21 protein-coding genes are annotated in these 23,482 nt (G+C 67.1%); 11 read left to right on the top strand and 10 right to left on the bottom strand.

Annotated features, from left to right (window positions below; translation table 11 throughout):
• Nucleotides 1-134: 134 nt before the first annotated feature.
• Nucleotides 135-737 carry a TetR family transcriptional regulator gene (locus F8178_RS01275; RefSeq protein WP_317492709.1) on the top strand — a complete coding sequence of 201 codons (603 nt, stop codon included), beginning with the start codon at nt 135-137 and terminating at the stop codon, nt 735-737.
• 91 nt (nt 738-828) lie between these two features.
• Here F8178_RS01275 and F8178_RS01280 read toward each other — a convergent pair whose 3' ends face one another.
• From F8178_RS01280 to F8178_RS01290, 3 genes are all read right to left on the bottom strand, one after another.
• On the bottom strand, nt 829-1,824 hold the full coding sequence (locus F8178_RS01280) for an alpha/beta hydrolase (protein ID WP_317492710.1): 996 nt from the start codon (nt 1,822-1,824) through the stop codon (nt 829-831).
• A gap of 134 nt (nt 1,825-1,958) precedes the next feature.
• Nucleotides 1,959-2,483, bottom strand: a complete 525-nt coding sequence (locus tag F8178_RS01285; RefSeq protein ID WP_317492711.1) for a TetR/AcrR family transcriptional regulator — start codon at nt 2,481-2,483, stop codon at nt 1,959-1,961.
• 100 nt (nt 2,484-2,583) lie between these two features.
• Nucleotides 2,584-3,114, bottom strand: coding sequence for a YbhB/YbcL family Raf kinase inhibitor-like protein (locus F8178_RS01290; RefSeq protein ID WP_317492712.1), 531 nt, complete (start codon nt 3,112-3,114; stop codon nt 2,584-2,586).
• A gap of 320 nt (nt 3,115-3,434) precedes the next feature.
• Here F8178_RS01290 and dnaK point away from each other — a divergent pair, with 320 nt between their 5' ends.
• The 4 genes from dnaK to F8178_RS01310 are packed head-to-tail and all read left to right on the top strand — an operon-like array spanning nt 3,435 to nt 7,734.
• Complete coding sequence (gene dnaK, locus F8178_RS01295; RefSeq protein WP_317492713.1) at nt 3,435-5,321, top strand: molecular chaperone DnaK; 1,887 nt, start codon at nt 3,435-3,437, stop codon at nt 5,319-5,321.
• On the top strand, nt 5,318-6,043 hold the full coding sequence (gene grpE / locus F8178_RS01300; protein WP_317492714.1) for a nucleotide exchange factor GrpE: 726 nt from the start codon (nt 5,318-5,320) through the stop codon (nt 6,041-6,043). The genes dnaK and grpE overlap by 4 nt, the downstream gene beginning before the upstream one ends.
• 30 nt (nt 6,044-6,073) lie before the next feature.
• The gene (gene dnaJ / locus F8178_RS01305) at nt 6,074-7,291 is read left to right on the top strand and encodes a molecular chaperone DnaJ (RefSeq protein WP_317492715.1); all 1,218 of its coding nucleotides are present in this window, start codon (nt 6,074-6,076) and stop codon (nt 7,289-7,291) included.
• Nucleotides 7,292-7,296: 5 nt separating this feature from the next.
• Entirely contained in the window at nt 7,297-7,734 is a 438-nt protein-coding gene (locus F8178_RS01310; RefSeq protein ID WP_317493052.1) for a heat shock protein transcriptional repressor HspR, read from the top strand.
• 23 nt (nt 7,735-7,757) lie between these two features.
• Here F8178_RS01310 and F8178_RS01315 read toward each other — a convergent pair whose 3' ends face one another.
• The 5 genes from F8178_RS01315 to F8178_RS01335 form a co-directional block, all read right to left on the bottom strand.
• Nucleotides 7,758-8,501: an ESX secretion-associated protein EspG gene (locus F8178_RS01315; RefSeq protein WP_317492716.1), complete on the bottom strand. Its 744-nt coding sequence runs from the start codon at nt 8,499-8,501 to the stop codon at nt 7,758-7,760.
• Between the two features lie 29 nt (nt 8,502-8,530).
• On the bottom strand, nt 8,531-9,811 hold the full coding sequence (locus F8178_RS01320) for a hypothetical protein (RefSeq protein ID WP_317492717.1): 1,281 nt from the start codon (nt 9,809-9,811) through the stop codon (nt 8,531-8,533).
• A gap of 66 nt (nt 9,812-9,877) precedes the next feature.
• A complete protein-coding gene (locus F8178_RS01325; protein ID WP_317492718.1) occupies nt 9,878-10,531 on the bottom strand; it encodes a DUF3558 domain-containing protein in 654 nt (217 codons plus the stop codon).
• On the bottom strand, nt 10,531-11,067 hold the full coding sequence (locus F8178_RS01330; RefSeq protein WP_317492719.1) for a hypothetical protein: 537 nt from the start codon (nt 11,065-11,067) through the stop codon (nt 10,531-10,533). The genes F8178_RS01325 and F8178_RS01330 overlap by 1 nt, the downstream gene beginning before the upstream one ends.
• A gap of 163 nt (nt 11,068-11,230) precedes the next feature.
• The gene (locus F8178_RS01335; RefSeq protein ID WP_317492720.1) at nt 11,231-12,409 is read right to left on the bottom strand and encodes a globin domain-containing protein; all 1,179 of its coding nucleotides are present in this window, start codon (nt 12,407-12,409) and stop codon (nt 11,231-11,233) included.
• Nucleotides 12,410-12,754: 345 nt separating this feature from the next.
• Between F8178_RS01335 and F8178_RS01340 the strand changes: the two genes are divergently transcribed.
• Complete coding sequence (locus F8178_RS01340) at nt 12,755-13,738, top strand: pyridoxamine 5'-phosphate oxidase family protein (RefSeq protein ID WP_317492721.1); 984 nt, start codon at nt 12,755-12,757, stop codon at nt 13,736-13,738.
• Here F8178_RS01340 and F8178_RS01345 read toward each other — a convergent pair.
• Nucleotides 13,714-14,814 (bottom strand): FAD-binding oxidoreductase, encoded by a 1,101-nt coding sequence (locus F8178_RS01345; protein WP_317493053.1) that lies wholly within the window; start codon nt 14,812-14,814, stop codon nt 13,714-13,716. The two genes, F8178_RS01340 and F8178_RS01345, sit on opposite strands and share 25 nt — an antisense overlap.
• 275 nt (nt 14,815-15,089) lie before the next feature.
• Entirely contained in the window at nt 15,090-16,691 is a 1,602-nt protein-coding gene (locus tag F8178_RS01350; protein WP_317492722.1) for an alanine/glycine:cation symporter family protein, read from the bottom strand.
• Between the two features lie 386 nt (nt 16,692-17,077).
• Here F8178_RS01350 and clpB point away from each other — a divergent pair, with 386 nt between their 5' ends.
• The 5 genes from clpB to F8178_RS01375 all read left to right on the top strand — a co-directional run bounded on the left by clpB (nt 17,078) and on the right by F8178_RS01375 (nt 23,453).
• Nucleotides 17,078-19,675: an ATP-dependent chaperone ClpB gene (gene clpB, locus F8178_RS01355; RefSeq protein WP_317492723.1), complete on the top strand. Its 2,598-nt coding sequence runs from the start codon at nt 17,078-17,080 to the stop codon at nt 19,673-19,675.
• Nucleotides 19,676-19,845: 170 nt separating this feature from the next.
• Entirely contained in the window at nt 19,846-20,577 is a 732-nt protein-coding gene (locus tag F8178_RS01360) for a hypothetical protein (RefSeq protein WP_317492724.1), read from the top strand.
• 21 nt (nt 20,578-20,598) lie between these two features.
• On the top strand, nt 20,599-21,372 hold the full coding sequence (locus F8178_RS01365) for an SDR family oxidoreductase (RefSeq protein ID WP_317492725.1): 774 nt from the start codon (nt 20,599-20,601) through the stop codon (nt 21,370-21,372).
• Between the two features lie 121 nt (nt 21,373-21,493).
• On the top strand, nt 21,494-22,336 hold the full coding sequence (locus F8178_RS01370) for a M23 family metallopeptidase (RefSeq protein ID WP_317492726.1): 843 nt from the start codon (nt 21,494-21,496) through the stop codon (nt 22,334-22,336).
• A gap of 70 nt (nt 22,337-22,406) precedes the next feature.
• Entirely contained in the window at nt 22,407-23,453 is a 1,047-nt protein-coding gene (locus F8178_RS01375; RefSeq protein ID WP_317492727.1) for an acyl-CoA desaturase, read from the top strand.
• Nucleotides 23,454-23,482 lie beyond the last annotated feature (29 nt).

A 23,482-nucleotide genomic window follows, 5' to 3' on the forward strand; every position in this document is an offset into this window, starting at 1 on the left:
TATACGACTCGCAGCATATCTGTACGATAGTCCAGGTATTGTGCTGTTAGCCCGACCAGCCTATCCGGCGGGTGGTCCGGTGTCCGGTAGCGGCGCTACGGGCGGAGATTCCTCGAGAGGGTGAGGTTCCCTCGATGACACAGCGATCCCATGTCGACGGGCGGAAGGCGCGCGGCGAGCGGCGCCGCCAGGAGATCATCGATGCTGCCCTGCGAGTGATCGAGCGGGATGGGGTCGCGGGCGTGACTCACCGCACCGTGGCGCGGGAAGCGGGAGTCCCGTCCGCCTCGATCACCTACCACTACGCGACCCTCGACGACCTGTTGATCGCCACCCTCATCTCGTGCGCGCGCGACATGGCCACCGAGGTGTACTGGATGATCGACCGTGCCCGATCCCGGGAAGGTCTACGTCGCACCGCAGCAGGCGGGCGTGGCGGGGCGAGCGCCGCCGACGAGGTCTCCCGGCTGCTCGCCGAGGCCCTCGGCCCGCAGCGTGGCCGGACCATGGCCGAGTACGAGCTCTACCTGATGGCCGCGCGCAAGCCGGAGCTGCGACCGGCGGCGCGCCGTTGGCTCGACGTGCTCACCTCGATGGTGCGCCACGACGACGAGGTCGCTTTCCGGGTGTTTCTGGCGGGCATCGACGGGCTGCTCATCCAGGGCCTGATCGACGACGAGCCCCCGACCGCCGACGAGCTCCGCCCCGTGGTCGAGTACCTGCTCAAGCCCCACTAGCGGTGGTCCGGCTGTCCGGACCCGAGCCGAAGGGGCCCTTGGGTACATATTCGGTACCCAGGGAGTCCTTCGGCTCGCACCTGGCGGGCAGTCACCGCGCGTTGGCGCCGGTTGGGTGGGTCGTGACCTGGTCTGCGCCGTGGGCGCGCAGGAAACGGCCCGTGTAGTCGTTGGCCGCGCGGGCTTCCGGTAGATTCGCCCAGCCCTGGAAGACGTGTATCTGCCCCGGCCAGACCTGCAGCTCGCAGGGGATGTTCGCGGCCCGCAGCGACTCGAGCATCCGCTCGGCATCCACACGCAGGCACTCTGTGTCGCCGACTTGGATCAGGGTGGGCGGCCAGTCGCGTTTGTCGGCACCGAGCACATCCACCCGCGGGTCCGAACTGTCCGTGCCCTGCAGGTACGCCTCGCACACCCGCCGGGTCGTTAGCGGTGAGATGAACGGGTCCGTGTGCTTCTCGTCCAGCTCGTGCAGCCGCGTGCAGCTCAGGTCCAGCAGCGGTGAGTAGAGCGCGGCGGCGGCGGGCATCGGCAGGTCGCTGCGTGCCAGGTCCGCCAGCAGGCATGCCGCCAGGTGCCCGCCTGCGGAGTCACCGACGACGCGGATGCGCTCGGGCGCGATCCCGCGATCCAGCAACTCTCGGTAGGCGGTCAGTGCGTCATCGGCGGCGGCAGGGAACGGGTACCGCGGCGCACGCCGGTAGTGCGGCAGGAACACCGGCATCCGGCTCGCCCGTGACAGCTCGTGCGCGAGCACCCGGTGCGAGCGGTGGGAGCCGAACACGAAGCCACCACCGTGCAGGTGCAGCACGACTCCGTTGGCCGCATGCGCGTCCGTGGCGCGTAACCAGGTCCCGCCGATGGTGCCGTGGCGGGCGGTCCAGGTCGTGGCCGTTCGGTCGAGCCGCGCGAGCCCGACCAGGTCGGTGAGCGTGCGTAGCGCGTGCAGCCGGATGCCGTGGGGGCGCCACAGGTCCACACGCGGCCGGACCTGGCGCCGGTAGATGTCGACGAGCTGCGCGCTCTGCGGGCTCGGGGTTTCCGGGATGGGGACGGTCGTATCCGTCGTCTCGGCCTGTGTGACCACGCAGCACCTCCTCACTCCTCGACTGGCCGATTGTTCCGGCTGGGGCCGGTTCGGGGTTACGGAGCCGGGAACCTCCAGGGTACGACGCGGAGACAGAGTGTCGAGGTGTCGAGCGCGTTCGGTGTGGCCGTTACCTACAGGCCGATACGCTCGAGGGCCGCGTCGAGGTCGTGCAGCGCAGGCTCGGAGTTGCCGCCGATGGCGGCTCGTAGGTACACCCCATCGCCCAGGGTAGCGACGAGCTCGGCCAGCACCGGGTCGGCGGTGTGCTCGCGCAGCACGGTACGCCAGCGTTCGAACACTTCGCGGGAGACTTCGGCGACCCGCTCGTCGAACAGCACCAGGCGGACGGCGGCCATCGTCGTACGGTGCAGTGCGGCGTCAGCGCCGACGTCGGTGGCTGAGCTGTGCAGGTAGTACCGCACGATGCCTTCCGGTGCTCGTCGCGCGTGCTCGATCTCGCGCTCGTTCAGCTGCGACCAGCGTTCGAGTAGCCCGTTCAGCAGCGCGTCCTTCGAGCCGAAGTGATAGAGCAGGCCGCCCTTGGACACCGATGCCTTGGCGGCGACGGACTCCAGCGTTACGGCGGATGGACCGTGCTCGATGAGGATGTCTTCGTACGCGTCCAGGATGCGATCGCGGGAGGACGGCCTGGCCATAGTGATACTATACCGTCCGGACGGTATAGTAAGCAACGGCGCCGGGGCGGGGCCGGTGGGGCACGGGGCCACGCCCCGGCGCCGGGTGCTCCCCCACTGGTCAGCGCTCGTGGATGCCGGTGATGATGGCCCGCCCGATGGCGTGGCTGAACAGGTTGAAGCCGAGGAACGCCGGGGTGCCGTCGGAGAAACCGAGCGATTCGACGTCCACGGCATGCACAGCGAACATGTAGCGGTGCGGCCCGTGCCCCGGTGGCGGGGCGGCGCCGATGTAACGGCGGGCACCGGCATCGTTGGGCAGCGTGACCGCACCGGACGGCACGCCGCTGCCGCTGTCGTCACCCGCGCCGGAGGGTAGCTCGGTCACCGATGCCGGGATGTCGAAGACGGCCCAGTGCCAGAAGCCGCTGGCAGTCGGCGCGTCCGGGTCGAAGCAGGTAACCGCGAAGCTCTTGGTTCCCTCAGGGAACCCGGACCAGCTCAGCTGGGGCGAGACGTCCTGGCCGCCGGCGCCCATGATCCCGGAGACCTGGGCGGTAGCCAGCGGCGAGCCATCGGTGAGGTCGGTGCTGGTCAGGGTGAAACCGGGTAGCTGCGGCAGGAAGTCATAGGGATTGGGTGGCTGCGCCATCGTTCCTCCTGGTTCTCGTACGACGTTCGGAACTCCCCGTCCAGCGAGCCTAGTAGTGAGCCGACCAAGCCTGATCAGGTGAGCCACCGCTCCGGTGGGAGCGAGCCGAGGGGGCTTGTTCGTTGTGTTTGTGATCCGCGACTCCTCAACGTGCCGAGCGCTTCGGGGAACAATCGATGCAGCGCAGGCGTTGCCCGGTAAGGAATATTGAGTGAGCATGACTCAAGGTCGGTTTGACGGCGGTATGCTGAAGTCGGTACGACTTGAGTCAAGCATGCTCAACCGGGCTATGTAAGCGAAGAGCCAGGAGGGATACACACATGTCGCGAGTGGTCGGTATCGACCTCGGTACGACCAACTCGGTCGTCGCCGTCCTCGAAGGCGGTGAACCGACGGTCATCGCGAACTCGGAGGGGGCGCGAACCACGCCCTCGGTGGTGGCGTTCGCCAAGAACGGCGAGGTGCTCACCGGTCAGCCAGCTAAGAACCAGGCTGTCACCAACTCGGCCCGGACGATCCGGTCGGTCAAGCGCCACATGGGCACCGACTGGAAGCAAGAGGTCGACGGGAAGAACTACACCCCGCAGGAGATCAGCGCGCGCGTGTTGATGAAGCTCAAGCGGGACGCGGAAGCCTACCTCGGCGAAGAGGTCACGGACGCAGTCATCACCGTCCCGGCCTACTTCGAGGACGCCCAGCGGCAGGCCACCAAGGAAGCGGGCCAGATCGCCGGGCTGAACGTACTGCGCATCGTCAACGAGCCGACGTCGGCAGCGCTGGCCTACGGCCTGGACAAGGGCGAGAAGGAGCAGACCATCCTGGTCTTCGACCTCGGTGGTGGAACGTTCGACGTCTCGCTGCTCGAGCTTGGTGAGGGCGTCGTCGAGGTTCGCGCGACCAGCGGCGACAACCACCTCGGTGGTGACGACTGGGACGAACGGATCGTCGACTGGCTGGTCGACAAGTTCAAGGCTTCGCACGGCATCGACCTGAAGAAGGACCCGATGGCGCTGCAGCGCATCAAGGAGGCCGCCGAGAAGGCCAAGATCGAGCTGACCAGCGCATCGACCACTAACATCAACCTGCCCTACATCACGGTCGACGCGGACAAGAACCCGCTGTTCCTGGACGAGACGCTGTCGCGGGCCGAGTTCGAGAAGATCACCTCGGACCTGCTGGACCGCACCAAGGCGCCGTTCAACAACGTCATCAGGGACGCGGGCATCTCGGTCGGCGATATCGACCACGTGGTGCTCGTCGGTGGCTCCACCCGGATGCCTGCCGTCGTCGACCTGGTCAAGGAGCTGACCGGTGGCAAGGAGCCGAACAAGGGCGTCAACCCGGACGAGGTCGTCGCCGTGGGTGCGGCTCTGCAGGCCGGTGTGCTCAAGGGTGAGGTCAAGGACGTCCTGCTGCTGGACGTGACCCCGCTGTCGCTGGGTATCGAGACCAAGGGTGGCGTGTTCACCAAGCTCATCGAGCGCAACACCACCATCCCTACCAAGCGCAGCGAGATCTTCTCCACGGCTGACGACAATCAGCCCTCGGTGCAGATCCAGGTTTTCCAGGGTGAGCGGGAGATCGCCGCGCACAACAAGAAGCTCGGCAGCTTCGAGCTCACCGGCATCCCGCCCGCGCCGCGCGGTGTTCCGCAAATCGAGGTCACCTTCGACATCGACGCCAACGGCATCGTGCACGTGACCGCGAAGGACCTCGGCACGGGCAAGGAGCAGAGCATCAAGATCACTGGGGGTTCCGCGCTTCCGAAGGAAGACATCGACCAGATGATCAAGGATGCCGAGCAGCACGCCGAGGAGGACCGCCAGCGTCGCGAGGCGGCCGAGACCCGCAACCAGGCCGAGACGTTGGTCTACCAGACGGAGAAGTTCCTGGGCGAGAACGAGGACAAGCTTTCCGACGAGGTCAAGACCAAGGTCAAGGGTGCGATCGACGAGGCGAACGAAGCCTTGAAGGGCGAGGACACCGAGGCGATCCGCTCGGCCATCGAGAAGCTGACCAACGAGTCCCAGGCCATGGGCTCGGCGCTGTACTCGGACACGGGTGCCGCGGCTGGCGCTGCCGGTGCGGCAGGTGCTGCCGGTGCGGCAGGTGCTGGCGAGACCGCTGCCGACTCGGGCCAGGACGCCCAGTCGGGCCAGGAGGACGTCGTGGACGCCGAGATTGTCGATGAGGACGACAAGAAGTGACAGCACGAGAGCAGGAAACAGGCGACCAACCGGAAGAGCCCGTCGTCGTGCGTGACCGCAGGAAAGTGGACCCGGAAACGGGTGAGCTCAGGACGCAGGCCACGGAGACCGATCTCGCTCACGAGGCGACCGCCGGTGGTGACGACCTCGCTGGACCGAGCGGGGTCGCCACCTCGACGGGGGACGCTGAGCAGGTCAGTGACCTGGAGCGGCAGCTCGCCGAGCGGACCGCCGACCTGCAGCGGATCCAGGCTGAGTACGCCAACTACCGCAAGCGGGTCGACCGGGACCGGGAGGCTGTCATCGCCTCGGCGAAGGCTTCGCTGATGGGCGAGCTGCTCCCGCTGCTCGACGACATTGAGCGCGCCGAGTCGCACGGCGACCTGACGGGTGCGTTCAAGGCCGTCGCCGACAAGCTCATCAGCACCCTCCAGCAGGCGGGGCTGGAGCCGTTCGGCGAGGAGGGCGAGCCGTTCGACCCGAGCGTGCACGAGGCCGTGCAGCACACCACGTCCAGCGACGTGGACGGTCCGACCGTGACCGCGGTACTGCGGCGCGGTTACCGCATGGGTGATCGGGTCGTGCGCTCGGCGATGGTGGCCGTGACCGATAGCGATTCGGCGACACCCGATGTTCCGGGTGACGTGACCGTCGACGGCGAGACAGGCCAGCCGAACCAGGAGGTCGGGACATCATCTGGTGAGCAGGAACAGCAGAACTGATCGAGTTGACGCGGAAGGAGGGGACGTCCGGTGAGCGCTCGGGAGTGGATCGGCAAGGACTTCTACCGCGAGCTGGGCGTCTCCCCCGACGCGTCGCAGGAAGAGATCAAGAAGGCCTACCGCAAGCTCGCCAGGGAGAACCATCCCGACGCCAACCCGGGAGACGCCGAGGCCGAGCGCAAGTTCAAGGCGGTCTCGGAAGCCTACGGGGTGCTCTCCGACCCGGAGAAACGCAAGGAGTACGACGAGGCCCGTAGCCTGTTCGGTGCCGGCGCCGGAAGCGGGGCTGGTGCAGGCGGGCGTGGCTTCCCCTTCGGCGCCGGGAGCGGCCCCGACGGTGGAGGTTTCGAGTTCACCGATCTGTTCGGTGGCGCGAGTCGTGGCCAGCAGCCCGGCGGATTCGGGGGCCTCGGCGACATCCTTGGCGGCCTGTTCGGCAGGCGCGGCGGCGGTGGTGCCACCACCGGCACTGCGGGTCCCACGATGGCGCAGCGCGGCAGTGACGTGGAGACCGACGTCCGCATCGATTTCGCCGAGGCCGTCAAAGGCGCGACAGTCCCGTTGCGGCTCACCAGCCCGGCGAGCTGCGGTACCTGTGGTGGTAGCGGGTCGCGCCCCGGAACGTCGCCGCGCACCTGCGGGTTGTGCGGCGGTGTCGGGTTGATCAGCACCAGCCAGGGTTCGTTCGCGTTCTCGGAGCCTTGCCGCGAGTGCCGCGGTCGCGGCACCATTGTGGACTCTCCCTGCACCGAGTGTCGTGGTGCAGGTACGAGCACCCGGACCAGGACACTCACTGTGAGGATCCCGCCGGGGGTGTCCGACGGCCAGCGGATCCGGCTGGCAGCGCAGGGCGAGCCGGGACGCGGCGGAGCGGCCGCGGGTGATCTGTACGTGCGTGTGCACGTCACGCCGCACAAGGTCTTCGGCAGGTCGGGTAACAACTTGACGATCACAGTGCCGGTTGACTTCTCCGAGCTGGCGCTCGGTGCCACGATCTCGGTACCGACCCTGGAGGGCAAGGTGTCGGTGAAGATCCCTCCGGGGACCGACAGCGGGAAGGTGCTGCGGGTGCGCGGTAAGGGCATCGCGAAGCGGGACGGATCCACGGGTGACCTGCTGGTCACGCTGCAAGTGAATGTTCCGTCGTCGCTGAGCGAGAAGGCCGCTTCGGCGCTGCGCACCTACACCGAGGAGATGGCTGATCATGATCCGCGTCCTGAGATCACGAGGATGCTGAAGGAGCGGTGATGGCGATGGCGATAGGGTTCGGTGAACTTCCCCATGGCGCGGACGAGCACACACCGGTCTTCGTGATCTCGGTGGCCGCTGAGCTGTCCGGCCTCCACGCGCAGACACTGCGGTCGTATGACCGCATGGGGTTGGTGTCACCGGGCCGTACCGCTGGCGGCGGCAGGCGGTACTCGGTGCGTGATATCGCCATGCTGCGCGAGGTGCAGCGGTTGTCCCAAGAGGACGGTGTCAACCTCGCGGGAATCAAGCGCATCATCGAGCTGGAGAACGAGATCGAGTCGTTGCGGGACCAGGTGGCCCGGCTGAACGAGGAGCTTGCCTCAGCCTACGCCGCCGCCGAACAGGCCGCGGCGGCTGTGCACGCCTCGTACCGCAGGGATCTGGTGCCGTTCCGCAAACGGGATGCGCTGGTGGTGTGGCGCCCGCCGAACCGGCGGTAGCCCTCGCGCGACGACTCGGGGCTTCAGCCGCGCAGCTTCTCCTCCAGCGCGGACAGTTTCTGCGCGATGCTCATCGTGTCACCTCCGGTAAGGGTGCACCAGCCGGAACCGTCGGGGGTGAGCAATAGCCTCCCCGACTCGGTGTCGATCCAGCACGGCATGGGTGCAGTGGTGGTGTGCCGACGGTTCATTCCGTCACGGATAGCGGCGTACAGCTGGCCCGCGCTCTGCCGTTCCAGGTCGAGCCAGCGCTGCATGCGCTTGGCGTCACTGGACGACGGGCCGGGCGGTAGCGACTTTCCGGCTTGTAGCGCTTCCAGCTCGGCCACCGAGCAAGTGATCGACTTCAGCTGTGCCGGGGGTGTTTCCGGGAGCGCGGCCGCTAGCCGTACCCCGAGCTGTTCATGTGGGATTGGTTCGAGATGGATGTCGGCACCGTGCTTGGTGATCAGCAGGGCGTCCCGTCCGATCATGGCGGTGCGTGCGGTCCATTGGTCGCCTTCGGGTGAGACGGCGAAAGTGTAGTACTCCACGGCAGGGCGCTGCACGAGGCGCAGCGTGTCGTGGAAGTCCTCGCTGACCCGGTTACCCGAGGTGAGGCCCTGCTCCCGCAACTCGTGCAGGATGCGGACATCCCGCTCTCGGGCGAGCTCCGGCGGGTACCAGAGCTCGCCCCCGACCAGGGTTGGGTGGGGTTCGCCCAGATTCTCCTTGTCGAGCAGGGTGGTGTAGGTCTCCAGGCTGATGGTGATCGGTTTCGTGATCACGAATGTTGCTCCCCCTCGGACTCACCGGTTCATTCGCCGATGACGCCGTCGATGATGACCATGCCGGTGACGGGGTCGTACTCTTTCTCGCCGTGTTCGTCGCGCACCACCGGCAGGCCGGTGTCGAGTTGCTCGTCCTGGATGAACTTGCGCTGGTGGGTGTCGTCCTCGCCACCCTGGCCACCACGACCGCCAGCTCCGGCGCCCATCATGCCGCCCATCGGCGCCCGCGCCCCGGCCGCGGCACCACCGCCCGCGCCGCCCCCGGCCGCACCAGCCGCGCCCGAGCCCGTCGGGCCGAAGCCGCCCTGCCCACTCATCGCGCCGGGACCAGCCACACCGCCGACACCAGCAGCGCCGCCTGCGGCGCCACCGGGTCGTGCGCCCGCGGCACCGCCTGCGGCCAGACCCCCAGCGGCCATACCTGCACCCCCGGCGACCGCCCCCGATCCCACCGGCCCGAAATCACCGCCCGACCGGCCTGCGGCACCACCGATTCCCGAAGCGCTCGTGCCACTCGGCGGGATCACCGTGCCATCCGGCCGCACCAAACTGCCATCCGGACGCCGGATCGACCCGTCCGGATACCGGATACTGCCATCCGGCAACCGCACCGCACCCGAACCAACACCAGCCCCGGCCCCGGTGCCACCACCAGCACCACCCCCGACAGCACCACCAACAGCAGCCCCACCAGGCACCCCCGGCGCCACCGCCGAACCACCAGACGCACCCGCAGCCCCGGAACCGCCGTAGGCACCACCACCGGCGCCCATGCCAGCGGCCGCCGACGGGGCGGTAGCCCCGGAGCCCCCCACCGCGCCGGGACCGCCGGTGCCTGCACCCGAGCCACCGCCGAGCTCGGGGATAGTGATGTCGCCGTAGCTCGCCTGCAGCGGCGGCTGGTTCCGATGGGTGGCGGTGACGTATTCTTCGTACGCTTGGATGTTCTGCATGTTCTTCTTGCCCCATTCGGCGTTGAGCTCCTCCTGGGAGGTCCCGAACGGGGTGTAGGTGCCCCAGAACCCGGCTTCCGGCGCCTCATCTGGAACGTCCTCCATCTTGTTCCGCGCCGTCTCGAAGGCGTGCGACTGGTTGCTCATGCTGCGCCCGGCCGGATCGAGGTTCGACGAGGCGGTGCCTGCGGCTTCGAACAGCTGGTGGATGCCCCCTTTGACCTTCTCGGCGGTCTCCCCTCGCCAGGAGTCGTCCACCGACATCTCCAGCGCCGCCAGCTCGGTCATCAGCTCGTCGTGCTCGTCACGCAGCTTCCGGGAAGCATCCTGCCCCTCCACAAGCGAGGCGGGCACGCCTGTGCCCCTGGTGCATGAGTCGGTAGATCGCGCTTCCGCTGTAGCACTGCGGGTCAGCCCCGGTCATGATGCCCCTCCGTGAAGTGTTTCCATACCGAGTTCAGCGAGTTCGTACGCCGATTCGCAGGGTGTGTCGTGGTGCGCGTTCCTGTCGTCACTAGCGGAGAGCTGGATGGTGAAGGTGATGTCGTCCTGTATGCCGACATAGACATCGCAGTAACCGAGGTCTCGTCGATCTCTCTTACTGGCGAAGACCGCTGGGTAGCCGTCGATGTCCTCGGCTTCGGCGAACAGTTCAGTGGTTCCCTGTTCGTTCAGCGAATAGATGTGACTTAAACCTTCGGACCCAGGTTCGCTTAGCACTGCACTGAATCCGCCAGCATGATGATCGTCACTGGCGAGCGAGTAGCGACATCGCAGACCTGTCGCCCCGTCGGCGTCCGACTTCGTGTCAGCCACGGGGTACCCAGCTGTTTCAGCGAGTTCTTCTTCGGAGAAGATCGAGCAGGGATCTCGTTGGAATGATTCAAGTTCGGTGATCGGATCGTCGACTGCCGGTGCGCCGCTGTGTGGCAGATCCACATCCGCTGGCTCTTGAGCGTTTGCCTCCTGGTTCGTGCCGTCAGTGTGCTCCGGTTCTCCAGGAGTATCGTTGGCGCAGGCCGCTAGTAGTAGCGTTGCCAGGGCAGTGGCAGCGAGCGTTCGGGCGCTTTTCATCAGAGCTGAGTCCCTCGCAGGTCACTGGCGATGTTCTGCTCATGCGCCACATAGTCGTCCTTGACTAGTTCGAGCATTTTTTGAAATTCGAGGTAGCCAGTGATGGCCTTGTCGTGGAAGTCTTCGTAGTCGTATGCCATGGTTTCTGCGGTTTGCTTGTACTGTTGACTGGCGTACTCGTGTCCACCATCGATCGCATGCAGATATCCGGTAGCCTCGCGGGCCGTCTCAAGCTGCTGGAGCATTCCGCGCACTCGTTGGATGATTTTGTCGATGCCTTCTTCGGTGAATTCGATGTCGCCGATTTTGCCGGAGAGTTCCGCGCGGGCGCGGGCTTCGTGCATGTAGTTGATGGCTTTGTAGTAGTCGCCGACGATGGGCATGTGTTCGAGGTCTTTGCGGTCGAGGGTGCCGGTCTGGCTGCCGGAGGCCTCGTTCTGGTTGGCGGCCTGCTCGTCCTGGCTGCCAGCGTCGTCGTTGTCGTTGTACAGGCGCGCGCCTGGCCTGTCTTCGAGCGGTGGCGGGCTTCCGGCCATGGTGTGGTCACTCCCCAACTACGCGTTACCGGCGTCGCAGCCCCAGTGGCGTCGACGGCACATCACATTGTGTTGAAGCTAGCAATGGCCCGTAGGGCCTGCAATCGATTCAGTCCAACTCACATCCCGGTTCGGCGCCGCTGCACGTGCAGCGAATGCGTGCCTAGTCCGTCGGGAACGAGTCGTAGGAGATCTGGTCGAAGGTGGTGCCTGCGACCAGCATGCGGGACACGGTGGCGCGGATCATCTCCGGCGACCCCGCGATCAGCACGTCGTATCCGGTCCATGGTCCGTAGGACGTGACGATCTCGGGCAGGGTTCCGGCGAATCCACCGGGAACCGAGCCGTCCTCGGTGACCGGAGTGAGGCTCAGCCACGGGTACCGGCCTGCCAGCTGACGCAGCTCGTCGAGCTGGTAGAGATCGCTCGCGGTCCGGCCGCCGAAGAACAGCTCGACGTTGGGCGTGTTCGTGCGCTGTTCGAGCTCGCCGATCACTGCGCGCATCGGTGCCAGCCCGGTTCCGCCCGCGATGAGCAGCATGTCCCGATCGGCTGCGGGGTTCATCCACAGGTTTCCCATCGGAGACCCGATCCGCCACCGGTCCCCGATCTGCACGTGGTGCACCAGGGGGCGGCTCACCCAACCGCTGTCCACGGTGCGCACGTGGAACTCCATGATGCCGTCGTCGCGGGGAGGGTTCGCTGGTGAGAGGCTGCGCCACAGCCGCGGGCGCTGCGGGATCTCCACGCTGACGTACTGCCCGGACCGGTACGGCACCGGCTCGTCGGGTTGGACGCGGATCACCGCGACCGAGCGGTCGATCCTGTGGTGGTCGACGACGGTGGCGGGCCACCACGCGGGGCCGGTGGCATCAGCCGCGCCTTCCTGCATCGTCCGGGCGACCACGGCGTACGCATCAGCCCAGGCCCGTTCCAGCTCCTCTGTCCAGTCCTCGTCGAGGTAGTGCTTCAACGCGGCCAGCAGCGCCGTGCCGACCGCTTCGAAGTGCTCGTTGACCACGTCGAACTTGCGGTGATCCCTGCCGAGCTGGCGCAGGTACGGTTCCAACTCCTGGGGCCGGTCGATCATCTGCACGACGTGCACCATCGCGTGGAAGAACCGGCTGCGCTGGACCTCCATGTTGATCGGGAACAGATCGCGGGTGTTCGGTGCGATCGTGAACAGCACAGCGTAGAAGTACCGCGCGACCTCGTCGGCCCGTGGTTCGACGGTGGCGAAGCTGTCCCGGATCAGGTGCACGACGCGTGCCGCACGGCGCTGCTGGGCAGCGTACGGGTTCTCGTGCTCCCCCGGGTCGTCGAGCGCGGCGTTGGCTGTCATCGGCGGGCGGGGCTCCAGTGGGGTACCTGTCATCTCGACCGGGCGCGGTGCTGCACCGTGCCCAGCCGCGTTGGTCGGGCGGGATCCTGCCGACCGAGCGTAACCTGATTATCCCCAAGATTGTGGATCTTGACGTTGGGCTCTCCGAGTGGATTCCGCTCCGTAGTCGCAGGCTGGCGCAATGTAGAAGCTCGTTGGGCTATTCGAGGTAATTTCCGTCTCACGGGTTCCAGTGCTCGCCCGGTGTCGTGGCACAGTATTGCGGTCTGCCGTCATCCCGGCTATCGCAACGTGGTGCGGAACGACAGCATACGGATTGTGCCCCCGACCTCGGTACGGAACGTCGTGGACCTGAAACACTCGCGCAGGCTGGCACGGATGGCCTCGGGGGAGCTGACGCCTCCCGATGGTGATTCGCAGCACACTGGAAGGGAGCGGCGATCCCGCGTGTCTCGGCGCAACCAGTACGCCGCCCCGGAACCTCACCAGCCCTACACCTACGCGGCACCCCCGTCCCCCAGTTATCCACAGCACTATCCACAGCAGTCGCCTGCGGAGAGTCAGCAGGGAAACCAGGAGTCTTCGTGCGCCGCTGGCGGTGACCAGCTCGACCGACTCGGCCAGCACGAGCAGCTCGGGCACCCGGACGAGCACAAGCCGGGCTCGACCGGTGAACATCAGCTCCAACAGGCCTACGGCACGACGAAGCGGGCGGATCGGTTCTACAACGACCAGATGCTCGATCACCTCAACGAAGACATGATGGAGTTCGTCGGGCGGATGGACATGGCGTTCGTCGCTACGGCCGACGCCAACGGTGAGGCCGACTGCTCGTTCCGGGCCGGTCCCGCCGGGTTCATCCAGGTGCTGGACAACAAGCGCATCGCCTACCCCGAGTACCGGGGCAACGGCGTGATGGCCAGTCTCGGCAACATCGCCGAGAACCCGCACATCGGCGTCATGCTGCTCGATTTCACTCGCGATCAGATCGGGCTCCACATCAACGGGCGTGCCCGCATCGTGGAGGACGACCAGATGCGGGCCGAGTTCTCCGGGATACCCACCGAGACCGTGCGAGGTCGGGTCCCGGAGCGGTGGGTCGTCGTCGAGGTGGCCGAAGCCTACATTCACTGCCGCAAGCACATCCCGCGACTCGTGCCGATGGAGCGCCAGCGCGCGTGGGGCACCGACGACACCAAGCGCAAGGGTGGCGACTACTTCAACGTCCGCCGGAACCAGCGGGAGGAACAGGCCGACCAGACCGCTCTGGCCAACCAGGCCACCCGGACGCAGTGCCAGGCGGATCAGTCGAGCGCGAACGGGTCGTAGGCGATCTGGTCGAGGCTGCTGCCAGCCACCAGCAGCCGCGAGATCGTCGCTTTGATCATCTGGGGGGATCCGGAGACGAGTACGTGGTGCTCCGGCCACGCGCCGTGCCGTGTGACGACCTCGGCCAGGGTGCCCCGCTCCGCACCGGGCAGGCTGCCGTCCTCGGTGACCGGGGTGATGCGCAGCCACGGGTTGGTCGCCGCGAGCGCGCGCAGGTCCGCGAGGTCGTACAGGTCCTCCGCGGTCCTGCCCCCGTAGTACAGGTGCACGGCCGGGTTCTTGCCCCAGCGCGACAGGTCGTCCAGGAGTGCCCGTAGCGGGGCGAGCCCGGTCCCTCCGGCGATCATCAACACGTTCCTGCCGGATTCGCGGTCCACGCTGAGCCTGCCAAGCGGGGGCCCGAGGCGCCACACGTCGCCGGGTTGGGTGTGGCTGACCAGCGCCCTGCTGACCCAGCCGCCTTCGACGGCGTGCACGTGAAACTCGATGATCCCGTCGCGCCGGGGCGCGTTCGCCGGTGAGAGGTACCGCCACAGGCGGGGGCGCTGCGGCACCTCGACGCTCATGTACTGGCCCGCGCGGTAGTTGACCGGGCTCTCCGGCCGCACCCGAATCAGCGCCAGGTCCCAGGTGAGCCTGCGGTGATCGACGACGGTGGCGGTGGTCACCGCGGGGCTGGGGTCGGCTTCGGCGGCGTCCTGCATCGAGCGAGCCACCACCGTGTAGGCCTCAGCCCAGGCGCGCTCGACCTCGGGTGTCCAGCGCGGCCCGAGGTGGTGGCGGAGCGCGCCGAGCATGGCGGTACCGATCGCCTCGTAGTGACGGGACCGTACGTGGAACTTCCGGTAGTCCCGGCCGAGCTGGTTCAGGAACGGGACCAGGTCGTCCGGCCGGTCCACCATCTGCACCACGTGCGCGATACCGCGTACCAGCTTGGCGCGTCGCACCTCGATGTTCACCGGGAACATCTCGCGGATATCGGGTGCGATCCGGAACAGCAGGTCATGGAACGTGACCGACACGTCGGCGACCTCCGGTTCCACCACCGCCCAGGTTCGCTTGATCAGCTGGACCATAGCGGCCACCGCGGGTGGGGCCTCGCGGGACAGCTGCGACTGTGGCACCGGGCTGACCGCAGCGGAGCTGTGCTCTGGGTGCGAATCCACACCGATCCAATTCGTCGTTCGGGGCAATCTTCCACTGTGTGGCACGCCGCGGCCGCGCGCGCCCGTCACCCGCTTCGTCGTCAGACTAGCGGTGCCCGTTCCACCGGTCAGCCCCCAACCAAAGGTTGGTCCCGCCCGCGAGGTCGCGGGCGGGACCAACGTGATAACTGGTACGGACGTGCAGGTCAGTCGACTTTCTCGACCTCGCGGGAACGGACCCAGGTCATGAACGACCGCAACTCGCGCTTGACCACCGGTGCCAGCACGTACAGGCCGATGATATTGAACAGCGCGAGCAGGAACAGCGTGGCGTCGACGAAGTCGAGTACGCTGCCGAAGGTCAGCACCGCACCAACCACGATGAAGAAGCAGAACACCAGTCGGTAGAGGTTCTCGCTGAAGTTGCTCTTGCCGAACAGGTAGGTCCAGGCCTTCTGCCCGTAGTAGGCCCAGGTGATCATCGTGGAGATCGCGAACAGTACGACGGCGACGGTGAGCACATGGGGGAACCAGGGCAACACCGTCTCGAAGGCGTGCGAGGTGACCGTCACGCCGTCCGGTGCCTCGCTGCGGTCGCCGGACTCGAAGACCGCTTGCTGGCCCTCATGCCAGATCGCCGGGCTGGCGATGATGATCGTCAGTGCCGTCATGGTGCACACGACCACCGTGTCGATGAACGGCTCGATCGTGGCCACCAGGCCTTCGGTGCTCGAGTGCCTGGTCTTCACGGCCGAGTGTGCGATGGGGGCGGAGCCCAGCCCGGCCTCGTTGGAGAACGCGGCCCTGGTGAAGCCGACGATCAGCGCGCCGATCGCGCCGCCGACGACGCCCTGGCCGGTGAACGCGCCCTCGAAGATCTGCCGGAACGCGTCAGGCACCGAGGTGATGTTGAACAGGATGACCACGGCACAGGCGCTGATATAGATCAGCGCCATGGACGGCACGAGCCTGCTGGTGACGTTGCCGATGGACTTGATCCCACCGAAGATCACCGCGCCGACGATCAGGGCGAGCACCAGTCCGAAGATCAGCGCGGCTCCGTCACCGGCGAGGAGTCCGTCCTCGCCGCCGGTGGTGTCGCGGAGCTGCGCGACAGTCTGGTTCACCTGGAACATGTTGCCGCCGCCGAGAGCGAAGGCGAGGATCATGACGGAGGCCAGCGCGGCCAGTGTCGTGCCCGCGATCTTGCCGACGTTGCCGGGCAGCCGTTCGGCCAGCCCTTTGCGCAGGTAGTGCATCGGTCCGCCGGAGACGGTCCCGTCCGGATGTTCCTCGCGGTACTTCACGCCGAGGGTGCACTCGACGAACTTGGTGCACATCCCGAGGAAACCGGCGAGGATCATCCAGAACGTGGCGCCCGCGCCGCCGATGGTGACCGCGACGCCGACACCCGCGATGTTGCCGAGCCCGACGGTTCCGGACACGGCCGAACTCAATGCCTGGAAGTGGCTGATCTCGCCGGGGTCGCTGTCCCGGGAGTACTTGCCGCGGACGATCTCGGTGGCGAGCTTGAACCCGCGGAACTGGATGAAGCCGAAGTAGATCGTGAACACGAACCCGGCGAGCACGAGCCAGGCCACGATCCACGGGAACTCCACGCCGAACAGGGACACCTCGTAGAAGACGAACGAGCTCAGCCCTGCGGCGATGGGGTCGAAGAGGTTGTTGATCGATTGTTCGATACGGGCAAGGAACTCGGTCTCGGCTCCGTCGGCCGGTTGGGCCAGGAGCGGAGTACCGCTATCGGGTTGGCTGGTGGCCAACGTATCCGTACTGGTTGTGGACATGGTGTCGTAGTGCACAACAAGATCGGGGCGCGGACAAGGGTGTCTTTGCCCTGAGGACCACGGACAGTGATGTTCCACACAGCTGAACGGTCGTACCAGTTTGTCCACTGTTCAGGCGAGTGCTCTGGTCTTTGTGATGCAGTGGTGTGGTTCCGGGCGGCATCCTCGACTATGTGGCACGACCTCGCTGGGCATACCGTTGGCCTGGCCTCCCGCGCGCTCCTGATTCGATAGAGTTGAGCGGAACAAACTCAACTTTTCTTGCGTTGGATTGTCAGGAGCAGGCGCTGGATCCCCGGGGGTACCGGCGGCCGATGACGTGATGAAGGACACAGGCGCAACGTGTGCACCGAGGGTGTGGCGCGAGAACGAGCTTGAGGTGAGGGATGGACGCTTTCAACCCGACAACGAAGACACAGCAGGCGATTTCGTCGGCAGTGCAAGCGGCGACCGTGGCCGGGCACCCCGACGTGACGCCCGCGCACCTACTGGGAGCGCTGCTGGCGCAGAGTGAGGGGATCGCACAGCCGTTGCTGACCACGGTGGGGGCCGACCCGGCCCAGGTCCGGTCGGAGCTGGAATCGATCACGCAAGGCTTGCCGTCGGTGACGGGTTCCGGGGTAGCGAGCCCGCAGTTCGACGCCGAAGCGGTCAAGTCGTTGACCCACGCGCAGCAGCTGGCCACGGAGCTTGGCGACGACTACGTCTCGACCGAGCACCTGCTCGTCGGTCTTGCCGCCGAGGGCGGCAAGGTGGCCGACCTGCTGCGCAGGCACCACGCTACGCCGGACGCGCTGCGGGAGGCGTTCACCGCGGTGCGTGGCTCAGCTAGGGTTACCAGCCCCGACCCGGAGGGCACTTACCAGGCGTTGCAGCAGTACGGTCTCGACCTGACCGAGCGTGCCCGTTCCGGTGATCTCGACCCGGTCATCGGCCGGGACGCCGAGATCCGCCGCGTGGTGCAGGTGCTGTCCCGGCGGACCAAGAACAACCCGGTGCTCATCGGTGATCCCGGCGTGGGCAAGACCGCCATCGTCGAGGGCCTGGCGCAGCGGATCGTCGCTGGTGACGTGCCGGAATCGCTGCGTAACAAGCGCGTGGTCGCGCTCGACCTCGGTTCGATGGTTGCTGGGGCGAAGTATCGGGGCGAGTTCGAGGAGCGACTCAAGGCCGTGCTCAAGGAGATCGCCGACTCCGAGGGGCAGGTCATCACGTTCATCGATGAGCTGCACACCATCGTCGGTGCGGGAGCGACCGGCGAGGGCGCGATGGATGCAGGCAACATGATCAAGCCCATGCTGGCGCGCGGCGAGCTGCGCATGGTGGGAGCGACCACGCTCAACGAGTACCGCGAGCACATCGAGACCGATGCCGCGCTGGAGCGGCGATTCCAGCAGGTGCTCGTCAACGAGCCGTCGGTGGAGGACGCGGTCGGCATCCTGCGCGGGCTCAAGGAGCGCTACGAGGTGCACCACGGTGTGCGGATCACCGACTCGGCGCTGGTGGCCGCTGCCACGCTGTCGGACCGCTACATCACCGCGCGGTTCCTCCCGGACAAGGCGATTGACCTGGTCGACGAGGCGGCCTCCCGGCTGCGCATGGAGATCGACTCGCGTCCGGTGGAGATCGACGAGGTCGAGCGGGTCGTCCGCAGGCTCGAGGTCGAGGAAATGGCGCTGTCCAAGGAGGACGACGAAGCGTCGCGGGAGAGGCTGGCCAACCTTCGCCAGGAACTGGCCGCGCAGCGGGAGAAGCTGTCGGCGCTCACCGCGCGGTGGCAGAACGAGAAGAGCTCGATCGACCGCGTGCGTGATCTCAAGGAGCAGCTGGAACAGCTGCGCGGCGAGGCGGATCGCGCCGAGCGGGACGGCGACCTCGGCAGGGCCGCCGAGCTGCGTTACGGCAAGATCCCCTCGCTGGAGAAGGAGCTCGACAGCGCGACCGAGGCTTCAGAGTCGCAGGAGCAGGTGATGCTCAAGGAAGAGGTCGGCGCCGACGACGTGGCCGATGTGGTCAGTGCGTGGACCGGTATCCCCGCTGGCAAGCTGTTGGAGGGCGAGACCGGCAAGCTGCTGCGCATGGAGAGCGAGCTGAACCAGCGGGTCGTCGGCCAGGACGACGCGGTGCGCGCGGTTTCGGACGCGGTGCGCAGGGCACGAGCCGGGGTGGCTGACCCGGACCGCCCGTCGGGCTCATTCCTGTTCCTCGGCCCCACCGGTGTCGGCAAGACCGAGCTGGCCAAGGCGCTGGCGGAGTTCCTGTTCGACGACGAGCGCGCCATGCTGCGCATCGACATGAGCGAGTACAGCGAGAAGCACAGCGTGGCGCGACTGGTCGGCGCACCACCCGGCTACGTCGGCTACGATCAGGGTGGCCAGCTGACCGAGTCGGTGCGCAGGCGACCGTACACGGTGGTGCTGCTGGACGAGGTGGAAAAGGCGCACCAGGACGTGTTCGACGTGCTGCTGCAGGTGCTCGACGACGGCAGGCTCACCGACGGCCAGGGCCGGACGGTGGACTTCCGTAACACCATCCTGGTGCTGACCTCGAATCTCGGTTCGCAGGCCATCGCCGATGCCGGTATGGACGAGTGGCAGCGGCGGGATGCCGTGCTCAGCGTGGTACGGCAGCACTTCAAGCCGGAATTCCTCAACCGGCTGGACGACATGGTGGTGTTCCACTCGCTCGACACCGAGCAGCTCACTGCCATTGTGGATATCCAGATCGGTCGGTTGGCGGACCGGCTGGCGCAGCGCAGGCTCACCCTGGACGTCACCGACGCCGCCAAGGAGTGGCTGGCCGTCGGCGGGTTCGACCCCGTCTACGGCGCGCGTCCGCTGCGCAGGCTGGTGCAGTCGGCGATCGGCGACGAGCTGGCCCGCAAGCTGCTCGCAGGCGAGATCAAGGACGGTGACACCGTCCGCGTTGACGTCCCGGAAGCCGACAACGCCACCCGGCTGTCCGTCACCCGCGTCGACGGCTAACGGCCTGGCCGGTAGCCGCTGCTGGGCCGCCGGAACCGGTGGGCAGGGGCGAGCCGAAGGACTCCTCGGGTACCGGATAGGTACCCAACGGGCCCTTCGGCTCGCCCCGATCTGGCAGCGACACGCTGCGGTGATCGTGGTACCCGGGGGGTGCGCGATAGGGTGTACGCGTGGGTATACCGGCGTGGATCTGGTTTGTGATCGCCTTCGTCGCCCTTGTGTCGGGCCTGGCGCTGCTGGCGACCGACCGCGCGCGCGAAGGCCAGCGCAACCGGGAGCGGTTGCGCTGGGCGGACCTGCGTGGCTGGCAGTTCGCGGAGGAGGACCCGCGGATGGTCAGCCACTGGACCGAGGGCGCGATGGGCTACTTCGGCGCCGACGCCGCCGTGAACGTGGTCGCGGGTACCACGTTCACCAGCGAGGGCAGGCGCTCGGTGTACATCTTCGATCTCGAAACCGATCGGCAGATTCCCGCGATCGTGGTGGCGGTGCGGTGCGGCAAGGCGTACCCGGTGCTGTTGGAGCTGTGGCTGGCCAGCGTGCCGTTCCAGCGTGCGGAGATGCCGGAGCTGCTCGGCCCTGCCGGGCAACGCTACGCGTTCACCGACGACGTCGAGCAGGCCAGGGAAACGGTCACGCAGGACCTGGTGGACGCTGCCGACGAGCTGGGTGGCGACGTCAGCGTGGTGTGGGTCGAGCACGACTGGGTGCTCGCCGCCGTCTCACCGAACGCGGGGCCGTCCCGGCTGGAACGGCTGCTGCGCGATGTCGGTGAGATCGCAGACATCATCGATCCGGCCGACGAGGACGAGGGTCCGGACGGTAAGCACATCTGGCAGAACCCACCGGAAGGCGTGCGCCCCGTGGACACCATGCACGAGAGGCCGCACGGCGAGATCTAAACGGGACGGGGCGTTTTCGATATGGCTACAGCATTGGTCACCGGCGCCACTGCGGGTATCGGCGCGGAGTTCACCAGGCAGCTCGCGGACCAGGGGTACGATCTCGTGCTCGTCGCTCGTGACGAGGACCGGCTGAACGCGGCCGCCGACGAGCTCCAGCGGCGTCACGGGGTGAGTACCGAGGTGCTGCCCGCGGACCTGTCGGACCCGCAGCACCGCGAGCGGGTGGAGAAGCGGCTCGCGGACGACCCGGTCGACGTGCTGATCAACAACGCGGGCTACGGGCTGAACTCGGCGTTCGCCGAGGTCGACCCAGAGAAGCTGCAGGCGCAGCTCGACGTGAACGTCACCAGCGTGCTGCGGCTGACCAGAGCAGCCGTGCCCGGCATGGTGCGGCGTGGCCACGGGGCCGTGGTCAACGTATCCAGCGTCGCCGGATACTTCCCGTCAACCGGTCCCGCCTACGGCGCCACCAAGGCGTGGGTCACCGCGTTCTCCGAGGGTATGGCCGCCTCGCTGGCCGAAAGCGGGGTGCGGGTCCTGGCCCTGTGCCCTGGCTTCACCCGGACCGAGTTCCACCAGCGGTCCGGCGACGACGTCTCCCGCATCCCCGGCTGGCTCTGGCTGGAGGCAGACCGCGTGGTGCGCGAGTGCCTGGACGACCTGGCGAAGGGCAAGCGCATCTCGGTACCCGGCAAGCGCTGGAAACTTGTCACCGGCGTCGGCAGGATGCTGCCCCCACCGGTGCTCCGCTTCGCCGAACGCAAGATCTCCGGCGGCCGAACGCGCACCTGACGGGGCGGGTTGGGGAGCTGAACGTGACGTTCGGCGCCCTCTACGGCACCGGTGTCCCGTTCGGCTCCGTCCCGAGCCGTGCGCATGACGGCATCCGATCCATTCGACAGGGAGGCCGATCTTGACCGCCCCTGCTCGCCGCGAGTCGATCCTGCGCGTATTGGCGAGATTCGCCAGTCGGATCAGCCTTCCAGCAGTCTGGATCACCGGACTAGCGCTGGTGACCGCGGTCGCCGGGTTCGGGCCACCCGGCTACCTCGCCGGTCCGTTGTTCGCGGGATGTGTCGTACTGCTGTTCATCGCACCCCGCGGCGACAGCGAAGCTGCGCCGGTGCCTGTCGGTGTGCCCGTCGCGGGCACCTGGCGCGCCCTCAACAGTCCGGGGACGAAGATTCCCAGCCACGGAGTTCATGACTACGCCCAGACGTTCGCCATCGATCTCGTGAGAATCGCGGATGAACCCGAGCAAGGTTCCTCCCGAAGGATCCGGATCGTCAGTTTCCGCAAGCCGCGCGAGTACCCCGCGTTCGGAGCCGCCGTCATCGCACCTGTCAGCGGCCGTGTGGTTGTGGCTCGGGATCGCTGGGACCGGGACCACCGCTCGCGTGACTCGATCGCCGGGCTCGCGTACTTCATGATCGAAAATATCGTGCGATCGCTGCTCGGGCGGTCTCGCGTATTGGGTAATCATATTGTCATCGACGCCGGAAACTCGGTCTACGCAGTCGTCGCTCACCTTCGACGAAACTCTGCCGGCGTGCAGTTCGGTCAGTATGTGCGGCGGGGCGAGTTCCTCGCGGAGTGCGGAAACTCGGGGAACAGCACGGAGCCACATGTGCATTTCCAGCTCCAAGACAGACCGGGCGCAGGAGCGGCGGGAATTCCTTTCCGTTTCGAATCCGCCGACGGGTCCGACATCGGGGTCCCAGCCAATGGCGAGACGATTGTGTCCCGGACAGGGTAGGGCAAACCCCCGCTGAGATGCGGGAGCGCGCTGGATTCCAGTGACGCCGGCCGGTGCCGAGACTCGACGTATGAGCCACACATCGTCGCCGGAAGCGACTCCGCGCATGGGATCGAGTGACTTCACCGAGCTGTCCCGGCGCATCCGCGAGGCGGGACTCCTGGCGCACCGTCCCGGTTACTACACGGCGCGCATCGCCGTCGTAACCACCGCGCTCGTCGCGGCATGGGCAGTGTTCGCCCTGTTCGGACAGACCTGGTGGCCGCTGATCGCGGTCGTACTCGCGGCACTGAGCGGGCAGGTCGCCCTCCTCGCGCACGACATCGCGCACCGGCAGGTCTTCCCGAGCAGGCGATCGGCGGAGATCGCAGGCCTGCTGTTCGGCAACCTGACGCTCGGCATGTCGTACGGCTGGTGGATGCGCAAGCACACCCGTCACCACGCCAACCCGAACCACGAGGACCTCGATCCCGACGTCGCTCCGGCGGTTCTGGTGTGGTCCCGCAGGCAGGCGACGCGTAGCAGCGGTCTCCCGCGGTTCGTCGGCCGGTGGCAGGCGTACCTGTTCCTCCCGCTGCTCACGCTGGAAGGCCTGAACCTGCACGTTGCCAGCGTGCGGGCTGTGCTGGAGCCCGGGATGCGACGGCGCGGCCTGGAGGCGGGCCTGCTGCTGGCACACTTCGCTGGCTACCTGGCGGTTGTGGGTACGGTCTTGCCGCTACCGCAGGCCATCGCTTTCGTCGCGGTACACAAGGCACTCTGGGGCGTCTATCTCGGAGTCATCTTCGCGCCCAACCACAAGGGGATGCCGGAACCTGAGAGCAGTGACTTCCTCCGCAAGCAGGTCTGCACAACGCGCAATGTCCGCGGCGGACGGTTGACCGATCTGGCCCTTGGCGGGCTGAACCACCAGATCGAGCACCACCTGTTCCCGAGCATGCCGACACCGAACCTGCGCGCGGCGCGTCCGCTGGTACGGGACCATTGCGCGCGTCTCGGGATCTCCTACCACGAGGTGGGGCTGCTGCGGTCCTGGCAAGAGGCCCTCCGGCACTTGCACGATGCGGGCGCGCCGCTGCGCGAGGTAGGGACAGCCCCACCCGGTGAAGGCCGGTGAGCCGCATGGCCATCGCACCGCCCGGTAAC

The sequence above is a fragment of the Haloechinothrix sp. LS1_15 genome (assembly GCF_033042135.1).
Lineage (GTDB): Bacteria > Actinomycetota > Actinomycetes > Mycobacteriales > Pseudonocardiaceae > Haloechinothrix.

What these genes read in the sequence shown, in the direction of transcription:
- dnaK (WP_317492713.1), top strand. Translation starts at nt 3,435, where the DNA reads ATGTCGCGAGTGGTCGGTATCGACCTCGGTACGACCAACTCGGTCGTC.
- F8178_RS01335 (WP_317492720.1), bottom strand. Translation starts at nt 12,409, where the DNA reads ATGACAGCCAACGCCGCGCTCGACGACCCGGGGGAGCACGAGAACCCG.
- F8178_RS01275 (WP_317492709.1), top strand. Translation starts at nt 135, where the DNA reads ATGACACAGCGATCCCATGTCGACGGGCGGAAGGCGCGCGGCGAGCGG.
- F8178_RS01310 (WP_317493052.1), top strand. Translation starts at nt 7,297, where the DNA reads ATGGCGATAGGGTTCGGTGAACTTCCCCATGGCGCGGACGAGCACACA.
- F8178_RS01285 (WP_317492711.1), bottom strand. Translation starts at nt 2,483, where the DNA reads ATGGCCAGGCCGTCCTCCCGCGATCGCATCCTGGACGCGTACGAAGAC.
- F8178_RS01290 (WP_317492712.1), bottom strand. Translation starts at nt 3,114, where the DNA reads ATGGCGCAGCCACCCAATCCCTATGACTTCCTGCCGCAGCTACCCGGT.
- F8178_RS01365 (WP_317492725.1), top strand. Translation starts at nt 20,599, where the DNA reads ATGGCTACAGCATTGGTCACCGGCGCCACTGCGGGTATCGGCGCGGAG.
- F8178_RS01350 (WP_317492722.1), bottom strand. Translation starts at nt 16,691, where the DNA reads ATGTCCACAACCAGTACGGATACGTTGGCCACCAGCCAACCCGATAGC.
- clpB (WP_317492723.1), top strand. Translation starts at nt 17,078, where the DNA reads ATGGACGCTTTCAACCCGACAACGAAGACACAGCAGGCGATTTCGTCG.
- F8178_RS01345 (WP_317493053.1), bottom strand. Translation starts at nt 14,814, where the DNA reads ATGGTCCAGCTGATCAAGCGAACCTGGGCGGTGGTGGAACCGGAGGTC.
- F8178_RS01375 (WP_317492727.1), top strand. Translation starts at nt 22,407, where the DNA reads ATGAGCCACACATCGTCGCCGGAAGCGACTCCGCGCATGGGATCGAGT.
- F8178_RS01325 (WP_317492718.1), bottom strand. Translation starts at nt 10,531, where the DNA reads ATGAAAAGCGCCCGAACGCTCGCTGCCACTGCCCTGGCAACGCTACTA.
- F8178_RS01330 (WP_317492719.1), bottom strand. Translation starts at nt 11,067, where the DNA reads ATGGCCGGAAGCCCGCCACCGCTCGAAGACAGGCCAGGCGCGCGCCTG.